At 38.1% G+C, this 17,341-nt stretch carries 18 protein-coding genes; 12 read left to right on the top strand and 6 right to left on the bottom strand.

What is annotated here, in order from left to right:
• The first annotated feature begins 46 nt into the window (after positions 1-46).
• The 3 genes from hydA to preA all read left to right on the top strand — a co-directional run bounded on the left by hydA (position 47) and on the right by preA (position 4,593).
• Positions 47-1,450, top strand: coding sequence for a dihydropyrimidinase (hydA, locus tag ACQKMI_RS06305; RefSeq protein ID WP_427487794.1), 1,404 nt, complete (start codon positions 47-49; stop codon positions 1,448-1,450).
• Positions 1,451-1,757: 307 nt separating this feature from the next.
• Entirely contained in the window at positions 1,758-3,134 is a 1,377-nt protein-coding gene (locus tag ACQKMI_RS06300) for an NAD(P)-dependent oxidoreductase (protein ID WP_427487793.1), read from the top strand.
• Between the two features lie 196 nt (positions 3,135-3,330).
• Complete coding sequence (gene preA, locus ACQKMI_RS06295; RefSeq protein ID WP_427487792.1) at positions 3,331-4,593, top strand: NAD-dependent dihydropyrimidine dehydrogenase subunit PreA; 1,263 nt, start codon at positions 3,331-3,333, stop codon at positions 4,591-4,593.
• On the opposite strand, the gene ACQKMI_RS06290 is transcribed toward preA, so the two are convergent.
• Positions 4,582-4,731 (bottom strand): hypothetical protein, encoded by a 150-nt coding sequence (locus ACQKMI_RS06290; protein WP_427487791.1) that lies wholly within the window; start codon positions 4,729-4,731, stop codon positions 4,582-4,584. The genes preA and ACQKMI_RS06290 overlap by 12 nt on opposite strands.
• 281 nt (positions 4,732-5,012) lie before the next feature.
• On the opposite strand from ACQKMI_RS06290, the gene ACQKMI_RS06285 reads away from it, so the two are divergent.
• Together ACQKMI_RS06285 and ACQKMI_RS06280 are read left to right on the top strand one after the other, a co-directional pair.
• Positions 5,013-6,533, top strand: coding sequence for an NCS1 family transporter (locus ACQKMI_RS06285; protein WP_427487790.1), 1,521 nt, complete (start codon positions 5,013-5,015; stop codon positions 6,531-6,533).
• A gap of 43 nt (positions 6,534-6,576) precedes the next feature.
• A complete protein-coding gene (locus tag ACQKMI_RS06280; RefSeq protein WP_427487789.1) occupies positions 6,577-6,786 on the top strand; it encodes a hypothetical protein in 210 nt (69 codons plus the stop codon).
• An 84-nt stretch (positions 6,787-6,870) separates the two neighbouring features.
• On the opposite strand, the gene ACQKMI_RS06275 is transcribed toward ACQKMI_RS06280, so the two are convergent.
• Together ACQKMI_RS06275 and ACQKMI_RS06270 are read right to left on the bottom strand one after the other, a co-directional pair.
• Positions 6,871-7,050: a hypothetical protein gene (locus tag ACQKMI_RS06275; protein ID WP_427487788.1), complete on the bottom strand. Its 180-nt coding sequence runs from the start codon at positions 7,048-7,050 to the stop codon at positions 6,871-6,873.
• Positions 7,047-7,211, bottom strand: a complete 165-nt coding sequence (locus ACQKMI_RS06270) for a hypothetical protein (RefSeq protein ID WP_427487787.1) — start codon at positions 7,209-7,211, stop codon at positions 7,047-7,049. Before ACQKMI_RS06270 ends, ACQKMI_RS06275 begins: the two co-directional genes overlap by 4 nt.
• A 259-nt stretch (positions 7,212-7,470) precedes the next feature.
• Between ACQKMI_RS06270 and ACQKMI_RS06265 the strand changes: the two genes are divergently transcribed.
• Complete coding sequence (locus ACQKMI_RS06265; protein WP_427487786.1) at positions 7,471-8,835, top strand: amino acid permease; 1,365 nt, start codon at positions 7,471-7,473, stop codon at positions 8,833-8,835.
• A 132-nt stretch (positions 8,836-8,967) separates the two neighbouring features.
• On the opposite strand, the gene pgeF is transcribed toward ACQKMI_RS06265, so the two are convergent.
• Positions 8,968-9,732, bottom strand: coding sequence for a peptidoglycan editing factor PgeF (gene pgeF, locus ACQKMI_RS06260; RefSeq protein WP_427487785.1), 765 nt, complete (start codon positions 9,730-9,732; stop codon positions 8,968-8,970).
• A 175-nt stretch (positions 9,733-9,907) separates the two neighbouring features.
• Between pgeF and ACQKMI_RS06255 the strand changes: the two genes are divergently transcribed.
• The 3 genes from ACQKMI_RS06255 to ACQKMI_RS06245 all read left to right on the top strand — a co-directional run bounded on the left by ACQKMI_RS06255 (position 9,908) and on the right by ACQKMI_RS06245 (position 12,581).
• The gene (locus ACQKMI_RS06255) at positions 9,908-10,531 is read left to right on the top strand and encodes a hypothetical protein (protein ID WP_427487784.1); all 624 of its coding nucleotides are present in this window, start codon (positions 9,908-9,910) and stop codon (positions 10,529-10,531) included.
• 125 nt (positions 10,532-10,656) lie between these two features.
• Positions 10,657-11,649, top strand: coding sequence for a VanW family protein (locus ACQKMI_RS06250; protein ID WP_427487783.1), 993 nt, complete (start codon positions 10,657-10,659; stop codon positions 11,647-11,649).
• A 107-nt stretch (positions 11,650-11,756) separates the two neighbouring features.
• Positions 11,757-12,581, top strand: coding sequence for a methyl-accepting chemotaxis protein (locus tag ACQKMI_RS06245; RefSeq protein WP_427487782.1), 825 nt, complete (start codon positions 11,757-11,759; stop codon positions 12,579-12,581).
• Positions 12,582-12,635: 54 nt separating this feature from the next.
• Here the strand turns inward: ACQKMI_RS06245 and ACQKMI_RS06240 are convergent, their stop codons facing one another.
• Entirely contained in the window at positions 12,636-13,253 is a 618-nt protein-coding gene (locus tag ACQKMI_RS06240) for an HAD-IA family hydrolase (RefSeq protein WP_427487781.1), read from the bottom strand.
• Between the two features lie 500 nt (positions 13,254-13,753).
• On the opposite strand from ACQKMI_RS06240, the gene ACQKMI_RS06235 reads away from it, so the two are divergent.
• Positions 13,754-13,921, top strand: coding sequence for a hypothetical protein (locus ACQKMI_RS06235; protein WP_427487780.1), 168 nt, complete (start codon positions 13,754-13,756; stop codon positions 13,919-13,921).
• Between the two features lie 158 nt (positions 13,922-14,079).
• On the opposite strand, the gene ACQKMI_RS06230 is transcribed toward ACQKMI_RS06235, so the two are convergent.
• Complete coding sequence (locus ACQKMI_RS06230) at positions 14,080-14,223, bottom strand: hypothetical protein (RefSeq protein ID WP_427487779.1); 144 nt, start codon at positions 14,221-14,223, stop codon at positions 14,080-14,082.
• Positions 14,224-14,535: 312 nt separating this feature from the next.
• On the opposite strand from ACQKMI_RS06230, the gene ACQKMI_RS06225 reads away from it, so the two are divergent.
• Complete coding sequence (locus ACQKMI_RS06225; RefSeq protein WP_427487778.1) at positions 14,536-16,161, top strand: ABC-F family ATP-binding cassette domain-containing protein; 1,626 nt, start codon at positions 14,536-14,538, stop codon at positions 16,159-16,161.
• A gap of 92 nt (positions 16,162-16,253) precedes the next feature.
• Positions 16,254-17,012 (top strand): SDR family NAD(P)-dependent oxidoreductase, encoded by a 759-nt coding sequence (locus ACQKMI_RS06220; protein WP_427487777.1) that lies wholly within the window; start codon positions 16,254-16,256, stop codon positions 17,010-17,012.
• The last annotated feature ends 329 nt before the right edge of the window (positions 17,013-17,341 follow it).

Below are 17,341 nucleotides of genomic sequence, written 5' to 3'. Positions count from 1 at the left end.
TCATAATTGAGCATTCTCCATTATTTTACGAAGGGTGAGGGGCAGAATGAAAAAAATTATTAAAGGTGGACGAGTAGCAACAGCTGCAGATGTTTTTGAGGCAGATATCTTAATTGAAAACGGAAAAATTGTTCAAATAGGTAGAGATTTATCCGACGCAGGCGCAGAAATTATTAATGCTACTGGTAAGATCGTGATGCCAGGTGGGATTGATCCGCATACTCATTTAGATATGCCATTTAACAATACTGTGACTGATGATGATTGGAAATCTGGTACGATTGCAGCGGCTTTTGGTGGGACTACTACTATTTTGGACTTCTGCTTAACGGCTGGCGAAGAAAAACTTTCAGCTGCAGTTGAAAAGTGGCATGACAAGGCAAAGGGGAAATCAGCTATCGACTATGGATTCCACTTAATGATTGGTGATTTAACTCCTGAAACAGAAGCGGAATTGCCGCAAATCTTAGAGCAAGAGGGCATTACTTCTGTAAAGGTATTTATGGCCTATGCGAAAGAATTCCAAGCAAGCGATCGCACCCTTTTTAAGGCTTTTAAAATAGCGAAAGACCTCGGTGCTGTTGTTATGGTGCACTGTGAAAATGGTTCTGTTATTGATGAGCTTGTAGAAGAGGCACGACGTGCAGGTCATAAGGAGCCGATTTATCATGCGCTCACTCGTCCAGCTGAATTAGAGGGCGAAGCGACAAAACGTGCGATCGAGTTAGCCCATATTGCTGGCGCTACCCTTTATGTAGTGCATGTAACATGTAAAGAGGCAGTAGATGAGATCATTGCTGCACGTGAAAAAGGCTATAACGTTTATGGTGAAACATGTCCACCATATTTAACTTTGGATCAATCTGCTTTAGCACAACCTGGTTTTGAGGGGGCAAAATATGTTTGGTCCCCACCACTTCGCCCGAAATACCATCAGGATCATTTATGGAATGCTCTGAAGGCAAAACAACTACAAACAATTGGCTCTGATCAGTGCTCGTTTAGTTTCAAGGGTAAAAAACAGTTAGGATTAAATGATTTTTCTAAAATTCCTAACGGTGGACCTTTTATCGAAGACCGTTTCAGTATTTTATATTCAGAAGGTGTAGCAAAAGGAAAAATTTCTATCAATGAGTTCGTCGATATGATTTCCACAAGTGCAGCAAAAATATTTGGTTTGTTCCCACAAAAAGGAACGATTGCAATTGGTTCTGATGCCGATATCGTTATTTTTGATCCAGAGGTTAAACGAGAAATCTCGGCTAAAACCCATCATATGAACGTAGATTATAACCCATATGAGGGATGGGAAGTAACAGGCGAACCAGTAAGTGTACTAGTGCGTGGAGAATATGTCATTAAAAATAAAGAATTTGTTGGAGTACTAGGTAGTGGACAATATATAAAACGTCCATTAAAATCAACGGCTGCAGAAGCACTTAATATTTAGCTTTATCCCGCATTAAAATTTTTAGCCAAAGCAAAGAAGTAAGGTGGGAGTTAAACTGCCCGTAAAAGCCCGAATCGTTTACCTAAGGGGGATGAAGAAAACCCCCACTGATTAAAGTTTCACTTTATGACCGATTGCTTTGGTGGAGAACAGAGCAATCGGTCTCGTAATATCTTCATTTAGCTACAGAAGACAATCTACCTTTATTGATGGTGAGATGAATGTTGAATGTAGCTCTTTTTCAATGGATTACGCCAAGGTGTAATTGATAAGAAGAAAAAAATGAACACATGAGGGGGATGTGGAAATGGCTCAGAATCAAGAAAATGCAATGTCCCAACAGTTAAAACGTAATTTTATGGAATTGACTAACGGGATGACAAAGAATGAGGCAATTGAGGAATCTAATCGCTGCCTTTATTGCTACGATGCACCATGTATTAAAGCCTGTCCAACGAGTATTCAAATCCCGAATTTCATAAAAAAAATTGCTTCTGGTAATATGAAGGGCTCTGCTACGACTATATTAGAAGCAAATCCAATTGGTGCGAGCTGTGCAAGGGTTTGTCCAACGGAGGAACTATGTGAAGGGGCGTGTGTGTTAAATTCCTCAACAAAGCCAATTAAAATCGGTGAGCTACAGCGCTATGCAACAGATTGGGCAATGGAAACGAATGCTCAGCTATTTAAGCAAGGGCAAAGTAATGGGCAGAAGGTAGCGATTATTGGTGCGGGTCCCGCTGGTTTATCGGCCGCTCGTGAACTTAGTCGATTTGGTTATCAGGTCACTATTTTTGAAGCTGAGTCGAAAGCTGGTGGCTTAGGGAGCTATGGCATTGTGTCGTTCCGTTTACCAAATGAAGTTGTTGATTGGGAAGTTGAACAAATCGAAAAGCTTGGTGTTGAAATCAAAACAAACACAACTGTTGGTGTGGATATTTCTGCTGAAGAAATTATGAAGCAATATGACAGTGTTATTTTAGCAGTTGGTATGGGTGCTGTGCCAAATCTGGGCATTGAGGGAGAAGATTTAGCTGGTGTGCATGATGCGATAGAGTTTGTCAGAAAGACAAAAATGGGACCGCTTTCAAAAGATATTGTTGGGAAGCGAGTGGCTGTCATTGGTGCTGGAAATACCGCGATTGACGGTGCTACATGTGCTGTCCGTTTAGGTGCTGACAATGTTCAAATTCTTTATAGAAGAACACAAAAAGAAATGACTGCGTACAAATTTGAATATGAATTTGCCAAGCAGGATGGTGTGGAGTTTAAGTGGCTAACGGCACCGAAAAAAATTGTTGGTAATGAGTCAGGTGAGGTCGTAGGTATTGAATGTGTGAAAATGAAGCTCGGTGAAGCGGGTGCTGATGGTCGACAAAGACCTGAAGAGGTGGAGGGCTCCAATTTTATTATTGAAGTGGATACTGTTATTAAGGCAATTGGGCAAACACGTTTTGTGTCATTGATTGAAGCTTTTGGCTTACAGCATACGAATGGCGTTGTCGATATTGATGAATCGACAATGCAAACTTCGAATCACAAAGTATTTGCATGTGGAGATGTCGTCTTCGGAAATGGCCAGGGCGAGGCGATGGTTGTAACAGCTGTACAGCAAGGAAAAGACGCAGCATACAAGATCCATGAACGTTTAACTTCTTTCAGCGGAAGTCTCCCACATCCATAGTTGGTGAGATGAATGAAGATTTAAGCTATTTTTCAGTAGGTGTCCAAACACCCGCTGAAAGAAGTTAAAGCCTCCGGCGGATGTCACGGAATCGGAAAGGAGTGCTTTGTGCTAGCACAAAGCCGATTCCAGACACAATTATGCCGAGGCATAATTGATGAAATCCAAGTGAGATTGCATAAAGGAGGAACTACTAATGGCAGACTTACGTATTGACTTAGCGGGCATCAAATCGCCGAATCCATTTTGGCTTGCATCAGCACCACCAACAAATTCAGGCTATCAAGTACAACGCGCATTTGAAGCGGGGTGGGGTGGTGCTGTTTGGAAAACGTTGGGGGATCCGATACTAAACGTTTCTTCACGCTTTGCAGCTGTTAGCTTTAACGGACAAAGAGTAGCAGGCTTCAATAATATTGAACTGATTACGGATCGTCCATTAGAGGTAAATTTACAAGAAATTTATGAAACGAAAAAACGCTTTCCACATCACGCAATTATCGCTTCTTTAATGGTGGAGCCAAAGCAAGAAAAGTGGCATGAGATTGTTAAACGAGTCGAAGATGTTGGGGTTGACGGTCTTGAGCTTAACTTTGGTTGCCCGCATGGGATGGCAGAACGAGGAATGGGCTCTGCCTCTGGTCAAGTACCTGAATTGGTGGAAAAGCAAACGTACTGGGTGAAAGAGGCAGCGAAAACACCAGTAATTGTGAAGCTAACGCCAAACATTACCGACATTACGGTAACGGCAGAAGCAGCCACAAGAGGTGGAGCAGATGCCGTTAGTATGATTAATACGATTAACAGCTTGGCGGGTGTTGATTTAGATACATGGAATACAGTGCCTCATGTAGCAGGAAAGGGTGCGCATGGTGGCTATTGTGGTCCCGCCGTTAAACCAATTGCACTCAATATGGTTGCAGAGTGTGCCCGTAATCCATTAATCAATGTTCCAATCTCGGGCATTGGTGGTATTTCCAACTGGCAAGATGCCGCCGAGTTTATATTAATGGGGGCTACGGGCGTACAAGTTTGTACTGCAGCGATGCATCACGGCTTTAGTATTGTTGAGGATATGATTGATGGACTCAATAACTATTTAGATGATAAAGGGATTGCCTCTGTTATGGATTTAGTAGGTCGCTCAGTTTCCAGATATTCTAATTGGGGCGACTTAGATTTAAATTATAAAATCGTTGCTGAAATTAATAACGATGTTTGCATTAACTGTAACAAGTGCCATATTGCATGTGAGGATACATCGCATCAATGTATCGATTTATATACAGAAAACGGTCGCCCAATGCTGAAAGTTCGAGAAGAGGACTGTGTAGGCTGTAATTTATGCTCAATTGTTTGTCCTGCAGATGGTGCGATTACAATGGTTGAACGTCCATCTACAGTTCCACCTATGACTTGGAATGAACGTCAATCTCTGATTAGTAGTCTATCTAAGTAAATTTCTAAAATCAATTTGGCCTTGGCGTAATTGTAGCTGTCGCTTTGCTTTTGCAGCATAAAACATTTGTAGCTGTCGCTTTGCTTTTGCAGCATAAAACATTTGTAGCTGTCGCTTTGCTTTCGCAGCATAAAACATTTGTAGCTGTCGTTTTACTTTCGCAACAGAAAACGATTGTAGCTGTTGCTTTGCTTTTGCTACAGATAAACAATGCGTTCGGAGACTTAATCTTCATTCGTATGTGCTGGGACACTAACTAAATGAAACCATAGATGTATTCATTCTCACTACCTTCTAAGGTGGGTGTACTTTGCCGAATGAAGATAAACTGAAATTCCAGCTTCCTTTAGAAATAGTTGAAGGAAGGAATAACCCCATGTAAGTTGTCACGGAAATTTAATTTAAGAAGGAGAGATTATATGGAACGTGAAGGGAATTATTTAAAATCCCCAGATTTACTTCCAGTGACACATCAGCAAAGAAATATTGGAACATTTGGTTTTGCAGTAATTTGGATAGGGATGGCAATTGTATTAGCGGCTTTTGCAATTGGTGGCTCGGCAATCATAAACTTGCCATTGCCGATGGTGATTTTAGCAACGTTGATTGGCTCTTGTCTAATTGGTGTATTTATGACGTTAATTGGTGATATAGGCATTGAACATGGTTTATCATTCCCAGTATATATGCGTGCTCCGTTCGGTACATTTGGTACACATATTCCATCACTTGTCCGCGGTGTAACGGCTGCATGTTGGTTCGGTTTAAACACTTATTTCGGTGCATTAGCTATAAACGGTATTTTAAATTTACTTTTTAATTATGATAATTGGTTTATTTGTTTCCTGGTCTTTGCAGCACTTCAGCTATTTAATACATCACTAGGTATTAAATCTATTGAACGCTTTGCAGATTTGGCGGCGCCAGTCATTATTTTAATTTCTTGCTGGATGTATTATACACTGGCAGATAATGCAGTAGCTCAAGGGAAAGATATTTGGACGTGGGTGGAAGCGCCAACAACGGGGTTCACGGCATTCACTGCATTTATGGTAGTGATTATGGCAAATATGGGCTTTTGGTCGACGCTAGCAGCCGACATGCCTTCACTTTCACGCTTCTTTAAAGCACCTAAAAATGAACGCAACTGGTTCAAACGCAATAAAACACAGCTGGTTGGTTCCTTAATCGTCATGCCGATTACAAATACGTTCATTGTGACAATCGGTGCTGTTTGCTATATGGCTGTTGCCTCAGCTGATCCTATTAATGCATTACAGCAAAGTGCAAGTGGCTTTATTTTAGGCATTTTACTGTTAATGATTGTGTTAGCTCAATGGTCAACTAACACCTCTGCAAATGTTATCCCAGCGGCAACAATCTTCTCAAACATTGGTGGTCCAAAAGTGCCGTTTTGGGTTGGGGTTGTTATTGCAGGAATCATTGGTATTCTAGCACAGCCATGGAGTCTATTTGATGTGTTAGTCAATGCACTTTTAATAATCGGAGGAATTCTAACGGCCATCGTTGGTATTTTATATGCAGATTATTATTTAATACGTAAGCGCCGCGTGCATGTAAAAGCACTGTATGAATTAGATGGTCAATTTAAATATTGGAATGGCTTTAACTTAGCTGGTTTAATCGCTTGGATTATCGGTGGTGCAGTAGCAAATATATTCTCCACTTATTCTTCATTAGTTGGGTTCTTTGTAGGGGCATTTGTATATTATGTACTAGCGAAGTATTGGTGGTTCAAAAAATACCCTCAAGCCGAGCTAGAAGATCCAAATGATGCAAAATATTTAGGAATTACAGCCGGTCACAATTTGGATGAACTATTTGGGCAGCAACAAATGCCTACTCCAACGGTTGTTCCAGAAGAGGATGACATCGTCGAACAACCAGAACCGATATTAGATATAAAAGGGGCTGAATAAAAATTAAACACCAAGATATTCACAAAAAAGGTGAGGTGATTGAATGTCAGAACATCAACAAAGCACAGAGGAAATAAAAAAAGTAGATCAGCATTTAGATAATGGCTTTAAAATCAAATATGTTTATGAAAACCTAAGTGGAATGTTTGTAGAATTTGAGCGTCAAGAAGAAGTTATTCTGATGCAAATTCTAACAGCAGATGCACGCAAATACTTCACTGCAAAGCTCCAAGAACAGACGTTATTGCAATAAAAAAAAACTCTATTCCTATGAAGGAATAGAGTTTTTTTTACGTAATAAAATAGGTTCTTACTCTAAGTTGTGATTCGTTTATGGCTACAGCAAGATGAAAGTGTTGCTAATAACGGCTATCCAACTGTAATGACAGCCAAAGACGTGGATAGAACAGCCAAAGACGTGGATAGAACCGTCAAAATCGTGGATAGAACATTCATAATCGTGGATAGCCTCGTCAAAGCGACGGATAGAAATCAAAGCGACGGATAGAACCTTCAAAGTGACGGATAGAAATCAAAGCGACGGATAGAACCTACGAAGTGACGGATAGAACCTTCAAAGTGACGGATAGAATAGCCAAAGCGACGGATAGAACCTACGAAGTGACTGATAGAAATCAAAGCGACGGAAAGAACAGCCGAAGCGACGGGTAGAACCATCAAAGTGACGGATAGAACAGCCAAAGACGTGGATAGAACCTTCAAAATCGTGGATAGCCTCGTCAAAGTGACGGATAGAACCTTCAAAGCGACGGATAGAACTCCCGAAGTGACGAAAAGAACACCAAAATGCTCAGAACCCTTATCGTTTTACCATAATTCGTGTTTTTCCTAAAAATACAATTGTATTTTTCAAAAGAATTTATTATTATTATAAGATAATTCATCGTAGAAAGAACTTCAGAAAGAGGCGTAATTTGTGGCAAATAAAGAATTAAGCAGGGGATTAGATGCACGTCATATCCAAATGATAGCTCTTGGAGGTACTATTGGCGTAGGCTTGTTCATGGGGTCTGCTAGTGCCATTCAGTGGACAGGGCCTTCCGTGCTCCTTGCATATGCTATAGCAGGTATATTTATTTTTTTCATTATGCGAGCAATGGGAGAAATGCTTTATATGGAGCCAAGTACAGGTTCCTTTGCAACGTTTGGCTATAAATATATTCACCCATTAGCCGGTTATTTAACTGCGTGGAGTAACTGGTTTCAGTGGGTTATTGTTGGGATGTCAGAGATTATAGCAGTAGGAACTTATATGCAGTACTGGTATCCTGATTTACCAGCATGGATTCCTGGATTAATAGCAATGGTTATTTTAGGTGTTGCCAACTTTATTTCTGTTAAAACTTTTGGAGAATTTGAGTTTTGGTTTGCCATGATTAAAATTGTAACGATTGTTTTAATGATTATTGCAGGCTTTGGTCTTATTTTCTTTGGGATTGGTAATGGAGGCGTGGCAATCGGATTATCGAACCTTTGGAATCATGGAGGTTTCTTTACTGGCGGCTGGACAGGTTTCTTTTTTGCGTTATCATTAGTAGTTGCAGCCTATCAAGGTGTTGAGCTCATTGGGATTACAGCAGGAGAAGCGAAAAATCCTCAAAAAACTATAACGAATGCGATTCAAAGTATTATTTGGCGTATTTTAATATTTTATATCGGTGCAATCTTTGTCATTGTAACAGTTTATCCATGGGATGAATTAGGTACGATAGGTAGCCCTTTTGTTGCAACTTTTGCAAAGGTTGGAATTACTGCTGCGGCAGGTATTATTAATTTTGTGGTCATTACAGCAGCGATGTCAGGCTGTAATAGTGGAATTTATAGTGCTGGACGTATGTTATATACGCTTGCAATGAATGGACAAGCACCTAAATTTTTTGCGAAGCTTTCTAGAAATGGTGTTCCAATATTCGGTACAGCAGGCGTGCTGATTGGTTTGGTCATCGGCGTTATTCTAAGTTATATTGCACCAGGAAATTTATTTGTATATGTATACAGTGCTAGTGTATTACCAGGAATGGTTCCGTGGTTTATTATTTTAATCAGTCAAATCCGATTTAGAAAAATAAAAGGTGAACAACTTTCCAAGCACCAATTCAAAATGCCCTTAACACCATTTACAAACTATATAACGATAGCCTTTTTAATAATGGTGTTAATCGGTATGTGGATTAATGATGATACTAGAGTTTCTCTTATTGTGGGAATTGTTTTCTTAGTTCTTGTGATCATGAGCTATTATGTTTTTAGAATTGGAAAAGATCGTCCCGTTAATAAATAATGATAAAAGGGTGTATTTCTACTTTGAGATACATCCTTTTTATTTTTGTGATAAAGGTATTGCCTTGGCCAAATTTTGTTTTACAGCACTACAAAAGGGACACTCCATGAATAATTGGATTGTCCCTTTCTTCTACTGTTCTTTTCGCATAATAAAGCTTAAATGTCTGCCAGCGTGTTTATCTTGGCGATAGGAAAAACCATCTGGGCTAAGATATGTGCACGTTGAATCAATCAAAATTTGCTTAGAAGGAATACCTGCAAGCTCACATTGCTTTTTGACAGTTTGTTGATTGTCGATATGATATTTATTTGTTTCTGCATTGTAATACATAAAGTCCTCAGCATAGCCTAGATTGTGGAATTTTTCATAAACATCTGCATCCACCTCAAATTTCTGCTGACTAAGTGCCATACCGATTTGTACATGAAAATCTTGTGGATTACAATGCTCATGTTCCATCAAATGTTGGAAAAGCTTTGATGTTACTTCCTTGACAGTTCCTTGCCAGCCTGAATGAACCACGCCGATAAGGCCCTTGACTTCATTATAAAAAATGACAGGAACGCAATCCGCTGTAAAACTACATAAAAGTAAATTTGGCTCTACTGTATAAAGTGCATCGGTATTACTAATGGCACTGTCCATTTGCTCAGCGCCGCGTCCTTTATCAGAAATGATAACTTTATGGAAATTAGCACTATGTGTTTGTTGCGTGCAAATAAAACTATTTAGGTCACAATTTAAAGTAGCTGCCAATTTTTTTCGGTTTTCCAGCACATCTGCTTCGTTCACACATGTATGAAGTGCCATATTGTTTAGTTCTAGCTCAATATCATCCTTTAAGGTAGTACCTGCGATAAATTGGTCATTATCAAAATAAATTTTAGTTTTCATATCATCACCTCGTCTTACTATATATGATTGGTTCATGAATGTATAGGCGCTTACTTTTAAGATTTTAAGAGCTTTGAGTACTTACATATCCTTCTACAAATTTTTTAGACATAAAGAATAGATTTCTTCACATATAGTATCGAAGAATCATTAATGAGGGAAGGTGTATGGGTAAATGACTCAAGAAAAATTCCTACTGATCTGCCATTTTGCCATGTGGCTCTTTTGGATTATTACATATATATTAATTATCAAACAAGGAATACAGGATAAGAGATATGGGATGCCCATGGCCGCAATTTGTGCCAATATTTCATGGGAGTTTATTTTTTCATTTATGTATCCGCTAAATGACTTGCAAAGAATCCTTACTTTCCTGTGGTTTCTTTTGGATATCTTCATTCTGATACAATTTTTACTTTATGGGTATAAGGAGTATAAAAAAGTTATTCCGAGAAAGGTATTCTATTCATCTTTTTTCATAACACTCGTAGTAAGCTTTTTCACGATTTTAGCGCTGATGCATGAATTCAAAGATACAGCAGGCATATATGCCGCATTTTTCCAAAATCTGATGATGTCAGGGCTTTTTATTGCCTTATTCATACAAAGAGGGAACTTAAGTGGCCAATCAATGGGCATAGCCGTTTGTAAAATGGTCGGTACTTTGTTTGCAGCAGTGGGCTTCTATATGTATTTTAGAACACCGTTGATTACTATTATTTCGCTTGCAATCTTTATTTATGATTGGATTTATATAGTATTAATTTATAGGTTTCAAGTGAAATATGCTAAATAAAAAATTGATGAAGATGTACCGTGTCCTTCTTTTAAAAAACAAATAAAAATGATGAAATGAAACACACTATCAGCAATACACGAATAAGATGTCTCTGTAGTATGACGATAGGGTAGGTGTTTTATTTGAAAAAGAAGTGGATGACCACATTATGTATTATTTGTACAATTGGGCTAGTTGGCTGTCAGGGGAAATCTGCGGATGAGAAAAAGCAAGAACAACAAATTCAAGAGTCAGAGCAAAAAGCGGAGGATTTAAAAAAGCCTGTAACCTTAGAACAACCACAAACAGAGCCTGTCGTTGTTGAAATTGTGGATCCTTCTACGAAAACCATCATACAAACAATTTCACCGAAAGAAATGGGCTATGAAAGTGATAAACAATCGTATACAAAACAAATTGAGCAATTAGCAAAAGAGTTGGCGAGAGGGAATGAAAAAACGGCAGGCTATGATAAGCGTATGATCCTCGATAAGCTGGACGATCAAGGAAAAATAATGAAAGGTAGTCCTTTAATTGTTTTAAAAGAAAGTGAATTAGTAGAGAGAATATTAGAAGCATCAACTACCGGTGGTAAAGTGGAGATGCCTCTTTATATTACAGAAAGCGGATATTATTTAGATGATATTCCTTTATTAGAAAACGTAGTTGTTGCATCCTATACAACTTACTTCAATACCCATGATGTAGGAAGAAATAAAAATATTGAGCTTTCTGCGAAGGCAATTAATAATGTTATCGTTGGAAGTGGAGATTATTTCTCGTTTAATACAGTCGTTGGACCTAGAGACGAAGCGAATGGATATCAGCCCGCACCAGAAATCATTAACAAAAAGGTTGTGATGGGCATTGGGGGAGGTATTTGTCAAACGTCCTCGACCTTATTTAACGCAGTTGATCAAATACCAATAAAATTTGTAGAACGTCATCACCATTCTTTAGATGTAGGGTATGTTCCAAAAGGAAGAGACGCTACCGTTTCCTATGGGGGCTTAGATTTTAGATTCCACAATACCAGTGATGTACCATTTTTAATAAAAGCTAACTATAGTAAAAACTCTCTTACAGTTGAGGTAAGAACAGCAGAAAAATATGTAGAAATCTTGAAAAAATCGTAGTAGTTTTTTCAAAGACACTTTAGCTTAAGGTGTCTTTTTTTAGGTGTCATGCTATAGTTAAATTGAGGAATTTCAGCATAATCGTGTTATGGAAGAAGGGGAAAATAATGCATCCAAAACTACAGGCGGCAATAGATTCTATCGATTTTTACCAGGTTACATATCCAGATGATGCTTGTATTATAGTTGCTGATACTGAGAAGGTCATTGCCTACAAGCCAGGTAAACAAGTGGACTTAAAGATTAAAGTTGGAGATCCTGTAGCCAAGTATCGTGGAACAACAACTGAAAAGTCTCTAAGCTTAGGAAAGTTTATTAGGGAAGAGCGAGGTTCTGAGGAATTTGGAATGGCGTATATTGCAACTGCACAGCCTATTTTTGATAGTGGGAAAGTAATCGGTGTGTTAAGTGCCATTATTTCGAATGAAAAAATGGATGGTATGCGTTTATTAGCAACTGAGCTTTCGAGTGCTGTTGAAGAAATGACAGCAACGAATGAGGAGTTAGCAGTCGCAAGTGTAGATGTATCAAATCGCTTAGGAGAGCTATCCAAGTTTTCAGAATCAATGACTGGCGATATTCAACAAATCAATACGATTGTTCATTTAGTAAAAGATTTAGCTATGAAATCTAAAATTCTTGGATTAAATGCTTCCATCGAGGCTGCTCGTTCAGGGGAGCATGGACGGGGCTTTGCTGTAGTAGCATCTGAAATACAGAAAATGTCGCAAAGTAGTACGGAAAGTGCCGATAGCATTACAAATCAATTAGAAAGCATTAAACAATCTATTGATCAAGTCAATGAATCAGCAAATCAAATCGCAACGTTTACCCAGCAATTTTCTGTGAGTATGCATGAATTAACCGATGCTTATAAAGGAATTAACAGCGCAGCAGAAAAATTAATGCTTATTAGCGAAGCAAAGGCTTAACTAATATATAGACAAAGAGGATAATAGCAAATTAATCGCTATTATCCTCTTTGTCTATATAATATTTAAAATTTCTTGTGGTGTTGCAACTTTGTACTCGGGTTCCTCTTGTTGCACAACTTCAATAGCGTCATATCCCCAACCAACCCAAATTATAGGCACCCCCGCTTTTTTGCAGGCTACGATATCTCTTTGTTCATCACCAATGTATAAAACTTCTGATGGTGTAATGCTTGAGTCCTTTAAAAATTTCTTTATTACTTTATCCTTTCCAAAAATACGGTTTGAACAAAGAACGTCTGATACACAATGAATACCGTTCATTTTTAGAAATTCTAAAATGTTCTCCTGTGAATTGGAGGAAATGATAAGGATTCTATAGCCCCTTTTATCAATTTCCATCAGGACTTCCTTCATACCATCATAAAGATGAACATCATTTAATGACTGACGATACAAGCGATAAAACTGAGGTAAAATCATGGGCAATTTATACATAGGGAAGTCGAATAATTTACTTCGTTCCGCTATAGATAATTTTTTCAATGATTCAATTTCCTTTAACTCAATTCCTTTAAATTTATATTTTTGCGCAATTGTATTCCAAGCTGCTGCAAACACTGCCGTAGAATCTGCCAATGTTCCATCAAAATCAAAGATAATATATTTCATTTCAAATTTTCTCCTTTATCATCTAATTGTAAAGACGTTTCTTTCTTGAAAATGTTACTGCCTATACTAAAAAAAATGACATGATTATACAGGATATGAAACAGCGTATTGTAAATAACTCTTGATGAGCATTTTTTTTCCTAATAGTGAATTATTTTTTAGCTAAAGTAGGGCAAGATACTTTCATTGGTAAATACTGTACCTAAGAATACATGGATTTCAAGAACGAAAAGAAGAATGTCATTGTAAAACAATATATCAAAGACTTTGGATATAAAAGCGCTTTGGTTTTGTGTTAAAAAGTGGCCAGGTTGATAAATCATCTATAAAATTTTATTGGATATGAAACGATGTGAAAACAAGTTCCCATCAAATTTCCACCACCACTTCAAGGGGGACAGGAATGATTAGAGTATATAATTTTGATTAAGGAATTTGTTTTCTTTATAATATTGTGATAGATTAGTAAGAACTATTGAATTCGAAAGGAGGTAAAAGTGATGGAAACTGTATTCGCAAAAGGCTTAGTAGAAAAAGAAGTAAAATCTTACATGTATTCTGTGGATTTGCTGTCAAAGGGAGAAGTCTGCCCTTTTTTAAGCAAATTTCATATCGAAAACAGATTCCGGAAGCTTTTGCCTTCTTATTTTAACAATTGTAGTCATTAATTTTTGATGAACTTGTATAAATATATTTACGCATTGTGGCGCCGGTTCTGTACGGCGCTTTTTTACGTTCTATTGTGAAATATAAGAAACCATTCCTATGCTTATAGGGTTTTTTCGCACTTTTAAGGCGCCGTTCTTTCGGCGCCTTTTTTTTTGTTTTAACTTCTTTCAGCAGGTGTCCAAACACCTGTAGCTGACGCTTCGCTTTCGCTACAAAAAACACTTGCTGAAATAGAGGAACTCAGTCTAAGATCGCCACGTCCTGTGGCAACGACTGAGTGACCAACATCTTGTTGGCCCAAAGCCTCCGGCGGATGTCACGGAATCGGAAAGGAGTTCAATATAGGATGTTAGCCTAAAAACATCGCATCCATGCGATAACGGCTAACTGACCTGCATCGGTAAAAACGCCACGTCCTGTGGCATTACCGAAATGACCGACATCGTGTCGGCCCTCATGCAGGCCTAAGCACAAAGCCGATTCCGGACGCAATTATGCCGAGGCATAATTGATAGGAGTGAAAAAAGATGAGTAACCTTATCTGTCCATTCATTTGTTAAGCGTCTTTAGCTTTACAAAAGAGATGGTCAAAATCTATAAGGAGATTATATAAATGATACTTCAATTAAATGGAATTAGTAAAAGCTATTTGGGAGATCCAATTCTCTCGAATATAACGATGAAAATTGAGCGTGGAGATAAAATTGGCCTCATTGGTGTTAATGGGGCTGGTAAATCAACATTATTAAAAATAATTGCGGGAGACCTTCCGTATGATAATGGAGAGCTTTACATCGGGAAAGGTATTAAAATTGGTTATTTGCGCCAAGACAGTGGGTTGAAGCTAGATAATACAATTTGGGCTGAAATGTTAGAAGCGTTACCTGACCTTCTTGAGGCTGAAAAAGAACTTCGAGAGCTTGAAAAGAAGATGAGCGATCCGTTGTTCATAGACAATCCTATAAAACTCGAAAAAATTATGGATCGATATGCAATAAAATCAGAATGGTTTATGCAGCATGGTGGCTATGAAATAGAAGCTAAAATTAACAGTATTCTTAATGGCATGGGCTTTGAAAGTATGTCTAAAAATACCCCTATTCATCAGCTAAGTGGAGGACAAAAAACTCGCCTTGCACTGGCGAAAATTTTACTAGAACAGCCAGATTTATTAATGCTAGATGAACCGACGAATCATTTGGATGTTACAACGTTAAATTGGCTTGAAACGTATTTAAGCGCATATCAAGGTTCCATTCTTGTTATTTCGCATGATCGATATTTTTTAGATGCACTTGTTAACGGTATTTATGAGCTTGAGCGAACAGAAGTTAGGGAATATGTTGGAAACTACTCAAATTATGTAGAAAATAAAGACAAAAATCGCGAATTGCTTGAAAAAAAATATGTCTTGCAACAGCAAGAAATTTCGAAAATGGAAGACTATATACAACGCAATATTACTATGGCCACTTCTTCTAAAAGTGCAAAAAACAAAAGAAAACAGCTTGAGAGAATAGAACGAATGGAGAAGCCTCTAAAGGATTTAAAACATACACAGATGGCATTTTCAATAGAAAAAAACTCTCATAAGGAAGTGTTAAATGTAAGAGACTTATCAATCTCTTTTACCGTAGAACGCGAACTACAACCGCTATTGAAAAATATTAGTTTTCAGCTACATCGTGGTGAAAAGGTTGCGTTAATTGGTCCGAATGGTGTTGGGAAATCAACGCTATTGAGGACTCTGTTAAAGGAGATTAGTCCAGATACAGGTGTTATCGCTTGGGGTAACGGTATAACGATTGGTTATTACGATCAAGAGCAGTCGAACTTACATCCAAATAACACTATTTTACATGAGGTCTGGAGTATGTTTCCGCACATTGAAGAAGCGAGAGTTCGTACTGTTTTAGGGAATTTTTTATTTACTGGTGAAGATGTGTTTAAAAAGATATCTGCCCTCAGTGGAGGTGAGAGGGCGCGAGTAGCATTATCGAAACTCGTATTGCAAAAAGCTAACGTGCTTATTATGGATGAACCAACTAATCATCTTGATTTATATAGTAAAGAAGTATTGGAACAGGCTCTTTTAAATTTTGAGGGAACACTTTTCTTTATTTCACATGATCGATATTTTCTTAATAAGCTAGCACACAAAATGGTGGAGCTTTCCCCAACAGGCATGAGTATTTTTAAAGGTAATTACGAAGATTATATGAAAATGAAATTAAACTAAGATCATAAACATGGAAAAGCAAAGAGGACCACCGATTGAGAAAATATTTATGATTACGTAAAAAATATAAAAAGCGAAAAGAGGAAGTTAATATGACAAATGAAAATCGAATTGCAGTTATTACAGGAGCAGGTAGTGGAATTGGTAGAGCAACTAGTATTAAATTTGCTGAAAATGGCTATAAAGTCGTGTTAGTTGATTTTAACGAGAAAACTGGAGAAGAGACTCTTAAACTAGTTCAACAAAATGGCGGTGAAGGGATAATCGTTAAAGCGGATGTTTCTAAAGTAGAGGATGTTCAGAATTATGTACAGCAAGCTATAAACACATATGGCTGTATCGATGTATTATTCAATAACGCTGGCATCATTCAAAAGTTTGCACCATTTACAACGGTTGAATTGGAAGAATACGATCGTCTTATGGATATCAATGTAAAAGGTATTTTCCTAGGTATGAAATATGTCATTCCAGTAATGGAAAAACAGGGCAAAGGGTCGATTATAAATACTGCTTCATCTGCGGGTATTCGTCCAGAGCACAGTATTGCTGTCTACTCCGCGAGTAAACATGCAGTAATCGGTTTAACGAAAGGTGCAGCAATTGAATATGCAAATAAAGGTATTCGTGTGAATGCTGTGTGTCCAGGTGGTATCGTTACTCCATTATTCCATAGTGTTGGTGAAACACTTGAAAAAACAGGATACGTACCAGAAGAAATGTCACGTGTACGCATGGGACGCCATGGTGAAGCAGAAGAAGTAGCAGAAGCGGTCCTTTTCTTAGCTTCAGATAAAGCAAGCTTCATGGCTGGTGCTGTTGTCTCTGTTGATGGTAGTTTGACTGTATAATTTAACTTCTTTCAGCGGGTGTCCACCCACCTGCTGAAATAGAGGAACTCAGTCTAAGAGCGCCACGCCCTGTGGCATTACCGAAATGACCGACATCGTGTCGGTACTTAGCGGGCCTAAGCACAAAGTCGATTCCGGACGCAATTATGCCGAGGCATAATTGATATGTCTTTTTAAACAGCCACGCCTTTGGTCTTTTATAATGACCAAAGGTGGTGGCTGTTTTTATCTGACATTGAGACTTGCGAAAGCGACATTAGTTAGAGAAAAAATTTTTATTAAGAATTATCTGGATAAATTAATCAAGTAGTGTTATCGTAAGAAATAGT

It is taken from the genome of Lysinibacillus sp. NPDC097214 (assembly GCF_050277945.1).
In the GTDB taxonomy this organism is placed as follows: Bacteria; Bacillota; Bacilli; order Bacillales_A; family Planococcaceae; genus Lysinibacillus; species Lysinibacillus xylanilyticus_B.
The sequence above is the reverse complement of the archived record's forward strand: the minus strand, read 5'-3'. Positions and strand labels throughout refer to the sequence as shown.